A 12,342-nucleotide genomic window follows, 5' to 3' on the forward strand; every position below is an offset into this window, starting at 1 on the left:
CGAGACACGCGTCCTCGGATTCTGGGTGGATACCCCCTGGGGTATAGTGGCACCCATGCAGATCGAACAGCCAGGCTTCGCGCCCGGACCCCGCAGGATCGTGATCGTCGGCGGCGTGGCCGGGGGGATGAGCGCCGCCGCTCGAGCGCGGCGGCTGGACGAGCAGGCGGAGATCGTCGTGCTCGAGCAGTCGGACTACGTCTCCTTCGCGAACTGCGGCCTGCCGTACCACCTCTCCGGCGAGATCAAGGACCGGGACGCCCTCCTGCTGAACACCCCTGAGTCTCTCGGCGCCGCACTCGCGCTCGACGTGCGCACCGGAAGCCGGGTCACGGCGATCGACCGGGCCGCGCAGACCGTCTCGGTGACCACGGCCGACGGCACGTACACCCTCACGTACGACGCTCTCCTGCTCTCCCCCGGCGCCGTCGCGGTGCGCCCGCCGATCGATGGCCTGGACCACCCCGCCGTGCACTCGCTGCGGACCATCCCCGACCTCGACGCCCTCGACGAGCACGTGACACGGCTCGGCCGCGACCGTGCCCGCGCCGTCGTCGTCGGAGCCGGCTTCATCGGCCTCGAGGCCGTGGAGGCGCTGGTCGCGCGCGGCCTGGAGGTCGACGTGGTCGAGCTCGCCGACCACGTGCTACCGCCCCTGGACGCCGAGCTGGCACCCCTGCTCGCCGACGAGCTCCGCGCCCACGACGTCGGCCTGTACGCAGGCGTGTCCGCCCGCGCCATCACACCCGGCACCGACAGCGCCGTCGACGTCGCCCTCTCGGACGGGACGACCCTGAGCGCCGACCTGGTCCTGGTCAACGTCGGCGTGCGCCCGGCGACCCGGCTGGCACTCGACGCCGGACTGGAGGTGGGGCCCACAGGTGCCGTCCGGGTCGACGCCGACCAGCGCACCTCCGACCCCCACATCTGGGCCGTCGGCGACGCGGTCGAGGTCATCCACGCGGTCACCGGAGCGGTCGGTCCCGTGCCGCTGGCCGGACCCGCGAACCGGCAGGGCCGACGTGCCGCGGACTCGATGCTCGGTCGTCGCACCACGCCGCGGGCGCCCGTGCTGGGCACGGCGATCGTGCGCGTCTTCGGCCTGACCGCGGCCGTGACAGGTGCGAACCAGCGCACACTGGCCCGGGCGGGCATCCCGCACGAGGTGGTCCGCATCCATCCCGGGCACCACGCCGGGTACTTCCCGGGCGCCGAGCAGATCCACCTCGTCGCCAGCTTCGCCCCGGACGGCCGCCTGCTCGGTGCCCAGGCGGTGGGCCGCGCCGGCGTCGACAAGCGCATCGACGTGCTCGCCACCGCGCTGCGTGCCGACATGACCGCCGACGACCTCGCCGAGCTCGAGCTGGCCTACGCCCCTCCGTACGGATCAGCCAAGGACCCGGTGAACATGCTCGGGTTCGTCGCCCAGAACGCCCTCGACGGGACCACACCCCAGTGGCACCCGACCGACCTGGACGACGTCCTCGCGGACACGCTCGTCCTGGACGTGCGGACCACGGCCGAGTTCGACCGCGGGCACGTCAAGGGCGCCATGCACATCCCGCACACCGAGCTGCGCGCACGTCTGGCCGAGGTCCGCGCGGCCGCGGCGGGCCGTCCGGTCAGCGTGCACTGCGGATCCGGCGTGCGCTCCCACATCGCCACCCGCGTCCTGCTCGCCGACGGCCTGGACGCCCGCAACCTCTCCGGCGGCTGGCTCACCCTCACCGCCGTCCGCCCCGACCTCGTCGCCTGACCCCAGGAGATCCCCATGTCCCTCACCAGCACCCTGCGCCGGCTCTTCGGCGGCTCCGACGACGACACCTTGCGGCCCACCATCGACGCCACCCACGCGCTCGAGCTCGTCCGCGACGGCGCCACCCTGCTCGATGTGCGCGAGCGCTCCGAGTGGAACGCCGGCCACGCACCCCGGGCCGTGCACGTGCCCCTCGGCGAGATCGAGAAGGCACCGCGACGGCTGAAGCAGGACGCACCCGTCGTGGTGATGTGCGCCTCGGGCATGCGCTCCCGCACGGCCGCCAAGCACCTGCGCACCCTCGGCTTCGCTGCCACGAGCCTGTCGGGCGGCATCGCCGCCTGGCGCGCCGCCGGCGGCGACGTCCGCCGCTGACCCACCCCACGCAAGGAGAACCCCATGTGCTCACCCGCCCTCTGCTCCACCTGCGCCAAGGTCACCTGGGCCGGCTGCGGCGAGCACGTCGACGCCGTGCTGGCCGACGTGCCCCGCGCCCAGCGGTGCACCTGCCGCTGAGCATCGGTACCTCCCGGGTACCGTGACCCACCCCCGACGAAGGAGAACACCGCCATGGAGCTGGACAAGGACGAGATGTCCAAGGTGTCCAACCGGCTCAAGCGCGCCCAGGGCCAGCTCGCGGCCGTCGTGCGCATGCTCGACGAGGGCCGCGACTGCGAGGACATCGTCACCCAGCTGTCCGCGGTCTCCCGCGCCCTCGACCGCGCCGGGTTCGCGATCATCGCCTCCGGCATGCGCCAGTGCCTGACCCAGCCGGACGACGGCGAGCCGGGCACCCTCGACGTGCAGAAGCTCGAGAAGCTCTTCCTCTCACTCGCCTGACGCCCGACGGCGCGCATCCGCCCGAGGCGGGCGAGCGAGGGACGCGGCTGCGCGTCGTGCAGGGCTTGCACGACTCGTCGGTGGGCGGATGACTCTCGACTCCTCGTCGCTACCGCCACCGTGGATCAGGGGCTGTGGGTACCGACCGGGCTCCAACCCGGAGGGGCGCTGGAGCATCTCGGCTGGATTGGCACGACATGGTCGACGACGAGGAGCGCGTGCACCCGCGAGGGCGGCGTTCAGGCGAGGACGTCGACGCGGTAGACGTCGGCCGGGTGGCGGCCCTCGAGCACGCACACCGCTGCGAGGCGGTTGGTGACCCCGAGCTTCCGGTACGCGTTCTCGAGGTGCTTGCGGACGGTGGCCGGTGCCACGAAGAGCCGCTCCGCGATCTCGGCGTTGGAGAGACCTGCCGCCACCATCCGCAGGACGCGCCTCTCCTGCGCGGTGAGCGAGAGCGGCGCCGCCGGAGTCGGACGCTCGCGCAGCAGTCGCTCCAGCGCCGGGGCGACGAGGCCGAGCAGGTCTCGGTCCCGAGCCGAGAACCGACTCCTCCGGCGAACGAGCCACAGCCGGACGACGTGGCCAGTGCCGTCTCGGACCCCGACCGTCAGCAGGTGCGGGGTCCAACCCACCGACAGGCTGTCGCGCGGAGGTGCTCCCAGGAGATCGTCGTCGCCGAGCGGGACCGGACCGGCGCCGGCACGCAGGGCATATCCCTTCATCCAATCGTGGAGCATGCCCACCCCACCGACCGCCGCACCCGTCCCGTCGAGCAGTGTGATGCCGAGCGCGTCGCAGTCGACCAGGCGGGCGAGGTGGGGCAGGACGCACTCTCCCGGAAGGGCGGCGCCGGGCGCCGGCTCGGAGGCGAGCAGCGCGCGCACGACGGCCTGCTCCCTCTCGCGCAGCAGCAGGTCGGCCATGGCTCGCTCTCCGTGCCCGCCGGCCCCGACGGGCGACGTCCCGAGTCTCGTCCCGATGCCCCCCGGCGTCCAGCGTGGACCGAGCGCCGCGAAGATACGCGGAAATGCGCATGGTGGTCACCCCGCCGCCGGTTCGAGACTGGGACGAAACCTCGAGGAAAGGTGCGTCTCATGCGCCCACGTCGTCGCATCGTCGCGGCTGCCGCTGCAGTCCTCCTCGCGCCCCTGATCACGGTGCCAGTCGTCGGATCGGCGGCGAGCGCCAAGCCGCTCGGATCATCGATCGCCGTCGACTGGCAGCGGACGGCGAACCGGACCATCTACACCGAGGCCGGCAGTGCGCCGCCGCTCGGCGCGCTCTACCTCGCCTTCACGTCGCTCGCGGTCCACGACGCTGCGAAGAAGGCGCAGCGGCACGGCATGCACACAGCAGCGGCCGCGGTAGCGACGGCCGCGCACGACGTGCTCATCGAGTACTTCCCGGCATCCGCGGTGGCGCTCGACACCGACCTGGCCACGAGCCTGGCGAGGGTCCGCGACGGCGCGAAGCAGGACAAGGGTGTGGCCATCGGTGCCGCCGCCGCGGACAGGATGATCGCCTCCCGCGTCGACGACGGCCGTCTCGACCCCGCGTACGTCTACAGCAAGCCGCCCGCTCCTGGGGTCTGGCAGCCTGCACCGGGGGGTGCGATGGCCCTGCCCTGGCTGGGCTACGTCGACCCGGTCGTGCGCATCCGCCCCGTCGTCCTCGACGGGCCGGACCCCATCACCAGTGCCGCCTACACGCGGGACTACGACGAGGTCCGCGCGGTCGGCAACGTCGGCTCGACGACCCGCACCGGCGACCAGACGGAGATCGCGCAGTTCTTCGCGAACAACCCGATGTTCATGTACCGCACGGCGGTGTGCGACCTGCTCACCGCCGAGCCGCTGGGTCTGCTGCCGACGACCCGCCTCTTCGCCCGGATCGACGCGGCCCTCGTGACCTCGTTCATCGCGACCTGGCGGCTCAAGTACGAGATCGGGTACTGGCGGCCCTTCCAGGCCATTGCGGGCGCGGACACGGACGACAACCCCGCGACCACTCCCCAGGCAGACTGGGTGCCCTTGGTGACCAACCCGGCGTACGCCGACTACACGAGCGGGCACGCCAGCGCGACGTCGCCGTTCGCACAGGTGCTGCGCAGGACGCTCGGTGACGACACCGCACTGGTCCTCAAGGCCGGGACCATCACGCGCAGCTATGCCACGTTGACCGCGCTGGAGCACGACGCCCTCAACGCCCGGATCTGGGGCGGCCTCCACTTCCGAGACGCCATGGACGACGGCTACTACCTCGGGCACACGACGGCCGACCGCGTGATGGCGGTTGTCCACTGACGCCCGGGTCGCGGATGGCTGCGGCCGTCGTGGCGTCGCCCGTCGTGGCGAGGCCCGATCAAGCAGATCGAGCGCGACTACGGGATCGCCGAGTCGTGCCTGCGGACAACGGATGGTGGTCGGTGTTCGGCAAGAGACGCCCGCGAGGCGGCAAGAAGGCCGGCCCGCCCGCGCACGACGACCTCGTGCGCCGCCAGTTCACCGCCGACGGGCCGAACCGGTTGTGGCTGTGGGACATCACCGAGCACGCGACGAGCGAGAGCAAGGTCTACCTCTGCGCGATCAAGGACGTGTTCTCCCACCGGGTCGTCGGCTACTCGATCGGCGACCGGATGACCTCACACATCGCGGTGAACGCGCTGGCCAGCGCCGTCCAACGCCGCGGTGACGCGGCCGGGTGCATCGTTCATGGCGACCGCGGGAGCCAGTCCGAAGCCGCAAGGTCCTGCGCGAGCTGACCCGTCACGACTGATCGGGTCGATGGGCCAGGTCGCTTCCGCAGGCGACAACGCGTTCGCCGGTGTCCGCGGGCATTCGTCGGCGGCTGCGGAGTCTGGTGACCTGCGCAGACGATCGCTGGCGGACGTGGACGGACGTCGTTCTTCTGCCTGACACGAAAGAGGTAACGGGTTCGACTCCAGCGGCAGGTCAGAGAGTCTGTTGCCGGATCATCGGGACGGGCATCAGCGTGCTTCACACCGACGGTGGACGACAACCCAGGTCACCCCCGAGGGGAGCGATGTCGGGCCGCCGACGCCACGCCGCACCTGGCGGGCCTGAGGCTGCTATTCCACTGTGACTGAGACGGAGTGTTGACCGGTTGCTCCGTCGGGCACGGTGTCGACACGTTCAGCCGTCTGCACCTCATCGGTGGCGTCGGTCGCGCGGACCGTGAGCTGGTGCAGGCCGGGGGTGGCGTCCCAGAGGAACGACCACTGCCGCCAGGTGTCGACGGAGGCTTCCGTCGCGAGCGTCGCCGGAGCCCAGTCGCCGTTGTCCACCCGCACCTCGACGGCGGTGATGCCGCGCTGCTGGGCCCATGCTGTGCCCCCGATCGCGACCTGACCGGCGGGGATGCGGGCGAACGGGCCGGGGACCTCGATGCGCGACGCCGTCTTGATCGGCCCCCTCTCCGACCAGCCTCGGTCGGTCCAATAGGCCCGGGCGTCGGCGTACCTGGTCACCTCGAGGTCGACGACCCACTTCGTGGCGGAGACGAACCCGTACAGCCCGGGGACGACCATGCGCACGGGGTACCCGTGGACCGCAGGGAGGGGCTCGTCGTTCATCCCGATCGCCAACAGGGCGTCGCGGTCGTCCGTGAGCGCTGCGAGCGGCGTCGAGGCAGTGAACCCGTCGATGCTGGTGGACAGGACCATGTCGGCGTCAGCGGTCGGCCGGGCTCGTGCCAAGAGCTCTCGGATCGGCAGCCCGAGCCACTTGGCGTTGCCAGCCAAGTCGCCGCCGACCACGTTCGACACACACGTGAGCGTCACCCACGACTCGACCAGGTCGGCCTCGAGGAGGTCCTGGAAGGAGATCTCGAGCTCTTCCTCCACCAGTCCGTGCACGCGCAACCGCCAGGACGCGGCATCGACCTGGGGGACCGCCAGCGCTGTGTCGATCCGGTAGAAGCCGTCGTTCGGCGTGACGAACGGCTCTGCGCCGGCGACGCCCGACTCGACCCCTGCGGGCAACGCCGGCGCCTTCCGGAACGGCGTCGGGAGCCGGAGGGCACGACGGGCCGCCTCGACGGTCTGCGTGGCGGCACCGAGCAGCTGCGCCCCGACACCGGCCGCCGCAGCGACGGCTGCGGTCACCAGCGCAGCCGTGAGGAAGGATCGCCGCCCGAGGCCGTGCTCAGGTGCTCGCTCTTCCGACAGCTGCGGGGCGCGGGCACCGGGCAGCCGGGACAGGAGGATCCTCAGGACGATCAGCCCCACGGCGCCGCCGACGAGGCTCGGCACGACGGCGAGCGCACTCGCGCTCGGTCGAGCAGCCGCGGCCACCGCACCGATGATCGCGAGGACAAGGACGATGCCCGCTCCGAGCACCCACCGCCGGCGCGCAAGCACTCCCGCCACGGCGGCGACCCCCGCGATGACCACGGACATGCTGATCAGGAGGGCGAGCTTGTCGTTCGTGCCGAACGTCGCGATCGCGAAGTCCTTCAGCGGCGGCGGCGTCGCATCGATGAAGGCCCCGCCGACGGCGATCAGCGGTGCGGCCTGCGGCGAGACGAGCACGGCGATGAACTGCGCGACCGCGAGGGTCGTCGCAGCAGCCAGAACCCCCGACAGGGCAGCCAGAAGCCGCGGGCCCACCCAGGTTCGTCGTGCCGCGCTCAACTCCGGCACTCGCAACGGACGGAGAGGGCAGCCCAGACGGTGGCAGCGCTGGCGATGACAAGTTGGAGCTGGTGACGCAAACCCACAAGAAACTCCGTTTCGCGCCGGGCCCCACAGGAGCCTCGTATCGAGATGCTGCTGACACGGGGAGTTCGGAACGCAGGCTCGCCCGGACGGGCCTCCGACGGCGCGAACCTCTGGACCTCGCGCGGTGGGCCCAGCTCGGGCGCCTCGCTGCGCCGAAGGTTCGACTTGAACCCGAGTGCGGCCAGCAACGATCGCTCCAGGTCAGCGGTCGCGGTCCGAGGATGTCTCCCGGAAGTGGTGGCGATGTGCGCCTGGCGTCGTGCTGAGCCGTCGCCGGAAGCTCCGGTTCATGGACTCGGGTGTTCCGAAACCGCACGCATGGGCGATCTGTTCGATGGTCCTGTTGGTGGTCTCGAGAAGCCGACATGCGGACTCGAGCCTGACGGCTTCGACGTGGGAGGCCGCCGTCTCCCCCACCTCAGCCTTGAAGACGCGGGTGAACTGCCGGTCGGAGAGGTTGACCTGCTGGGCGAGTGCGGGCACGGAGAGGTCGTCGGCGAGGTGGTCGCGGATCCACGCCAGGAGGTCACGAACCGGTTCCGTGTCGGCAGTCTGTCCGGCTAGCAGGGCGGAGAACTGCGCCTGCCCACCGGAGCGCTGCAGGTACACGACCAGCTGCCGTGCGACGGTGGCCGCAGCCCGATGGCCGTGGTCGTCGGCAACCAGAGCTAGCGCCAGGTCGATGCCGGCGGTGACGCCCGCGGAGGTCCACACGTTGCCGTCGCGGACGTAGATCGCGTCGCGGTCGACGGTGACGTCCGCGTAGGTGTCGCCGAGGAGTCCGCACTCCGCCCAGTGGGTGGTAGCACGTCGTCCCGCCAGCAGGCCGGCTGCCGCGAGAACGAACGCGCCGGAACAGACGGACGTCACGCGACGGGCGTCGGTGGCGAGCCGTCGGACCTCGTCGAGCAGCTCATGGTCCGTGACGACCGTGCCCATGTCGGTGCCGCCGGCGACGACCAGGGTGTCGATCGGGCCGACGACGTCGCGGGCGGTGGTGGACGCGAACTCCAGCCCGCAGCTGGGACGCACCGGGCCGCCTCGGGTGGTCACGACCTGCGTGCGGTACCGGGCTGCAGGCAGGAAGCGGGACGCGGTCGAGAACACTTCGAGCGGACCTGTGACGTCGAGGATCTGCGCTCCGTCGAAGGTCACGATCACCACATCCCGCTGGACGACGCTGGCGACCGCCGGCTCGCTCACGTCCAGGGCGGTCGACCCAGTCATCGGGACTCCATCCGCCGACCGTACGCCGCGCACCCGGTGGCCGAAAACGTCAAGAACGTGTCCTGGTGGCCAGGTTGCTGCAGCCCCACGCTGGAGGGAAGACGGTCACCGATCTCCTCCGGACCTTTCCCTGATCGACCCAGCAACTCATCACGACGTCCGTTCGACATCGGAAGAAGGCAGCCATGACCACCATCGCCACTCCGCCCGTTACCGAAGGAGCGCCGTCCCCGATTCCGCTGAGCCACCCAGACACCCGCGTTCGCTCGTCCCGGGGGCGCATCGGCTGGATCGTCGCCGGTTCGCTCGCCAGCGGGCTCCTCGCGGCTGGGGTCCTCGTCGCTGCCCCGTTCATCCCACCGACCGAGGCTGGGCTCACTGGCGCGGTCCTGTGCGGGCTGGCTCTGGGCTGGGCAGCGCTGGCCGTGCTCTCGACGCGCTTCACCGACCAGCCACAGCGATGGGCCGGCGTACCTGCCGTGGTCATGGGGTTGAGCGGCCTGCTCCTGATTGCGTTCGGCTCCTCGGCCCTCGGGTTCCTCAGCTGGGTGTGGCCTCCCGTCATGCTGGCCCTGGCCGTCTGGATGCTCGTCTCCGCCCGTCGACACCTGCACAGCCCGAGCCGACGCCGGCTGGTCTACCCCGTGCTCGCCGTCCTGGCGCTCGCCTCGCTCGGCGGCGGATACCAGACTGTGCGCACGGCCGTGGATGCGACCGCCGACGCCATGCCCGGTCAGCTGTTCGACGTCGGCGGACACAGCCTGCACCTGAGCTGCACGGGCTCCGGCAGCCCCACAGTCGTCGTGGAACCAGGCGCCGGCATGGTCTCCGCGCAACTCGACCTGATCACACCCACGGTCGCGCACGAGACCCGGGTCTGCGTCTACGACCGGGCAGGGCGGGGCTGGAGCGAACCCGCCGACACCCGCCAGGACGCGACGCAGATCGCTACCGACCTGCACACCTTGCTGGAGCGCGCTCACGTCCCGGGACCGTATGTGCTGGCCGGCCATTCCTTCGGCGGCCTCTACGTCCTGTCCTTCGCCGCGCGCTACCCCGACGAGGTCGCCGGCATGGTGTTGGTGGACTCTACGGCTCCGGCATCCGGAGCAAGCCAGACGGCGACAGTGACCGACGGAGGAGGCTCGTCAGACCTCGCGGATCGGGTCGTCACCCTGGTCTCGACCTCCGCCCGTCTCGGCATCACTCGCCTGATCGGCCTGCCGACGCCGAGTGCCGTGCGCAGCACGATCGAGGAGTACGGCCAGGGCGGATCCTCCACCCGGGAAGCGGCATCGCTGCGTGACTTCGCCGGCAAGCCGTTGGTCGTCCTGACCGCCGGCGTCGGCCACGACCCCGGCGAGTCCGCCGCACACGAGGCACTGGCGACGCTGTCGACCGGCAGCGTCCACCGCGTCATCGACGGCGTCGACCACATGGGGATGATCGTGGACGAGGATGGCGCCGCCGCCACCACCCGGGCGATCCTCGACGTCGTCGCCTCGATCCGGACCGCCGTGCCGCTGACCGACTAGCCCCGAGGCCACTCCAGCGGCTGCGGACACCCGAGGTGGGGACGTGCCCAGTCGGCATCCCGACAATGGTCCGGACCTAGGGGTTGTGCCGCCGGATGCGGGTGACGATGTTGTCACGTGGAGGTGTATGTCCGTGGACGCTCAGCGCGTGCGCGGTCGCGAGGTCGACGAGCTCGTCCTCGGACTCGGCGCTCAAGACGACGTCGCATGCGTGGCAGGTGAGTTCAAGCGGCATCAGTTCAACCCTTCGGTCTGTCGATGACATGCGGCTCGAAAGCGCTGGAAGTGGGCGCGAGACGACCTAGCAGCGCAGCCGACCGGCCCCTCAGCCTGCGACTCTCGCGTCGCGAGTGGACAGCGCCGTGAGCGTCCGCTCGAGCTTGCGGCGCGGGAGCCGGCCGGCGGAGAAGTACACATCCTCGACGAGGACAAGCGGCGCGAGTGGCGGACGGTGTCGTTTGACGAGGTACCGCCCGACGTCGGACTGAGCGCCCAGCACGTCGACCTCGATCGGGTGGTCCTTGGCGAGCTCAGCCAGGATCGTCCTCGCCTCGTCACAGAGGTGGCACCCAGACGTCTGCACAAGGGTGATCCGCACAAGTGGACGGGGTGGAACAGACACGGGCGCTCCCTGGCCTCTCGTTGATCAACCCAGTGTCACCCACGGTCTTCGACCCACTGCTCGACGTTCGATCAAGGTTTGATGAAACCGTCCTCGCGACCTCGCCGGTGATCCGATTACCCCGGGGGCTTGCCACGTCGTCGGGTTAACCAACGCTCGACATGACCAGAGGACGAGTGCGATGACGCCGGCTAGAGGCCCAGCAGTGGTCGCGGGTTCACTGTCGACCCGTTGACGTAGACCTCGAAGTGCAGATGGCACGCGCCGGACAGTCCGGTGTTGCCCGAATAGCCGATGAGCTGACCCTTGTCGACGCGCTGTCCTGCCTTGACGACCGAGCGGGTGAGGTGGTTGGAGCTGCTCATCAGGGCGTTCCCCTGGACCGTCCCGTAGTCGAGCATGACCTGGTTCCCGAAGCCGTTGCGCCACTGCGACCAGAGCACGGTCGCGGCGCGCGGCGCGTACAAAGCGGTGTTGCACCCGGTGCGCAGGTCGATGCCGGCGTGGAGGCGGACGTAGCCGAGGATCGGGTGGAGCCGCATGCCGTACTCCGACGTGACGTACATCGGGTTGATGGCAGTCGGGTTGCCGAACAGAGCGCCGGAGACGGCGCCCGAGGGCGGCTGCACCGGTGCCGGCGGCGGCGGAGGTGGTGGCGGCGGCGGTTCTCTCCCGGCCGCTTCTGCCGCAGCTCGTGCTGCCTCAGCGGCAGCCCGCGCAGCCGCCTCAGCGGCAGCCCGTGCCGCTGCCTCGGCCGCCTCGCGGGCAGCTCGCTGCTCGGCGACGATCGCGACCAGCTCGCGCTGGAGAGCCGCCTGTTGGGCGTCGATCTCGGCCTGCTCGGTCTCGGCCTGCGCCTTCAGCGACGCGATCACGTCCCGCTTGGCGCTCTGGTCGGCGATGAGCTGGGTGATCTCATCCTCGTGCGCCTGCGCGACGCTTCGGGCCTCGTCGGCGGCGACGACCTTGGCCTCGGCCTGCTGCTTGAGCTCGGCGACGCGGTCGGTCACGGCGCTCAGGCGGGCCTCGCTGTTGCGGTTGGCGGCGTCCACCTCGCGCAGCTCGTCCAGGATCCGCGACTGGCTGGCCAGGGCGGCGTCGACGAGGCGGGCGTTGTCGAGGAACTCGGTGGCGTCCTCGGCGTCGAGGATGACGTCCAGGGCGGAGAGACCTGGTCCGCCGCGGTACGCCTCCCGCGCCATCGCGCCGAGGGCATCACGCAGCTCGACCTCGTCGGCATGGTCGGCAGCGATGGTGGCCGTGAGGCTGCCTCGCAGGTCGGTCGCGTCCTGCAGCCGGCTAGCGGCCATGGCCGCCTCGCGCTGGGTGGCCTCCAGTGTTGCGCGTGCGGTGTCCAGCTCGGCCTGGGCATCGGGAAGACGCGCTTCGGTGGCCTGGAGGTCGAGGGCCGCCTGACTCAGCTCGCTGCTGAGGCCCTCGATGGACGCTCGAGCTCCTCCGCGCGTCGCTCCGCGGCGGCGCTCTGGCGCTCTGCTTCCGCGCGTCGGTCGTCGATGCCGTCGGCGTAGCTCGCCCCTCCGGTTCCCATCAGGGCGATCACGGCGGCAAGAAGCACCGCACCGACCCGCCGCCTCAGGCGACGGGTGGACACAGCTGATTG

The 12,342-nt window shown here is 71.0% G+C and carries 11 protein-coding genes and 1 pseudogene; 7 read left to right on the forward strand and 5 right to left on the reverse strand.

All coding sequences use genetic code 11. The features are described 5' to 3' along the window. Positions 1-55: 55 nt before the first annotated feature. From CTE05_RS04250 to CTE05_RS04260, 4 genes are read left to right on the forward strand one after another with little or no spacing between them, the layout of a single operon-like run. Positions 56-1,756, forward strand: coding sequence for an FAD-dependent oxidoreductase (locus tag CTE05_RS04250; RefSeq protein WP_146844878.1), 1,701 nt, complete (start codon positions 56-58; stop codon positions 1,754-1,756). A 15-nt stretch (positions 1,757-1,771) separates the two neighbouring features. Next, positions 1,772-2,131: a rhodanese-like domain-containing protein gene (locus tag CTE05_RS04255; protein ID WP_146844879.1), complete on the forward strand. Its 360-nt coding sequence runs from the start codon at positions 1,772-1,774 to the stop codon at positions 2,129-2,131. A 24-nt stretch (positions 2,132-2,155) separates the two neighbouring features. After that, complete coding sequence (locus CTE05_RS20840) at positions 2,156-2,272, forward strand: DUF8730 family Cys-rich protein (protein WP_503826125.1); 117 nt, start codon at positions 2,156-2,158, stop codon at positions 2,270-2,272. Between the two features lie 54 nt (positions 2,273-2,326). Continuing rightward, complete coding sequence (locus tag CTE05_RS04260) at positions 2,327-2,596, forward strand: metal-sensitive transcriptional regulator (RefSeq protein WP_146844880.1); 270 nt, start codon at positions 2,327-2,329, stop codon at positions 2,594-2,596. A 239-nt stretch (positions 2,597-2,835) separates the two neighbouring features. Here the strand turns inward: CTE05_RS04260 and CTE05_RS04265 are convergent, their stop codons facing one another. After that, complete coding sequence (locus CTE05_RS04265) at positions 2,836-3,522, reverse strand: helix-turn-helix domain-containing protein (RefSeq protein WP_146844881.1); 687 nt, start codon at positions 3,520-3,522, stop codon at positions 2,836-2,838. 171 nt (positions 3,523-3,693) lie between these two features. Between CTE05_RS04265 and CTE05_RS04270 the strand changes: the two genes are divergently transcribed. Further along, entirely contained in the window at positions 3,694-4,902 is a 1,209-nt protein-coding gene (locus CTE05_RS04270; RefSeq protein WP_146844882.1) for a vanadium-dependent haloperoxidase, read from the forward strand. A 119-nt stretch (positions 4,903-5,021) separates the two neighbouring features. Continuing rightward, positions 5,022-5,415: pseudogene (locus tag CTE05_RS04275) on the forward strand (transposase); the annotation flags it as partial. 272 nt (positions 5,416-5,687) lie between these two features. On the opposite strand, the gene CTE05_RS04280 reads toward CTE05_RS04275, so the two are convergent. Together CTE05_RS04280 and CTE05_RS04285 are read right to left on the reverse strand one after the other, a co-directional pair. Then, positions 5,688-7,226 carry a molybdopterin-dependent oxidoreductase gene (locus CTE05_RS04280; protein ID WP_246123255.1) on the reverse strand — a complete coding sequence of 513 codons (1,539 nt, stop codon included), beginning with the start codon at positions 7,224-7,226 and terminating at the stop codon, positions 5,688-5,690. 312 nt (positions 7,227-7,538) lie between these two features. Further along, positions 7,539-8,564, reverse strand: coding sequence for a GlxA family transcriptional regulator (locus CTE05_RS04285; protein ID WP_146844885.1), 1,026 nt, complete (start codon positions 8,562-8,564; stop codon positions 7,539-7,541). A 185-nt stretch (positions 8,565-8,749) separates the two neighbouring features. Between CTE05_RS04285 and CTE05_RS04290 the strand changes: the two genes are divergently transcribed. Continuing rightward, on the forward strand, positions 8,750-10,099 hold the full coding sequence (locus CTE05_RS04290; RefSeq protein WP_146844886.1) for an alpha/beta hydrolase: 1,350 nt from the start codon (positions 8,750-8,752) through the stop codon (positions 10,097-10,099). A gap of 76 nt (positions 10,100-10,175) precedes the next feature. Here CTE05_RS04290 and CTE05_RS20820 read toward each other — a convergent pair whose 3' ends face one another. Continuing rightward, positions 10,176-10,364 (reverse strand): DUF1059 domain-containing protein, encoded by a 189-nt coding sequence (locus CTE05_RS20820; RefSeq protein WP_146844887.1) that lies wholly within the window; start codon positions 10,362-10,364, stop codon positions 10,176-10,178. A 548-nt stretch (positions 10,365-10,912) separates the two neighbouring features. Next, a complete protein-coding gene (locus CTE05_RS04305; RefSeq protein WP_146844889.1) occupies positions 10,913-12,031 on the reverse strand; it encodes a M23 family metallopeptidase in 1,119 nt (372 codons plus the stop codon). Between the last annotated feature and the right edge of the window lie 311 nt (positions 12,032-12,342).

Source organism: Cellulomonas terrae (assembly GCF_007990265.1).
GTDB classification, from domain to species: Bacteria; Actinomycetota; Actinomycetes; order Actinomycetales; family Cellulomonadaceae; genus Cellulomonas; species Cellulomonas terrae.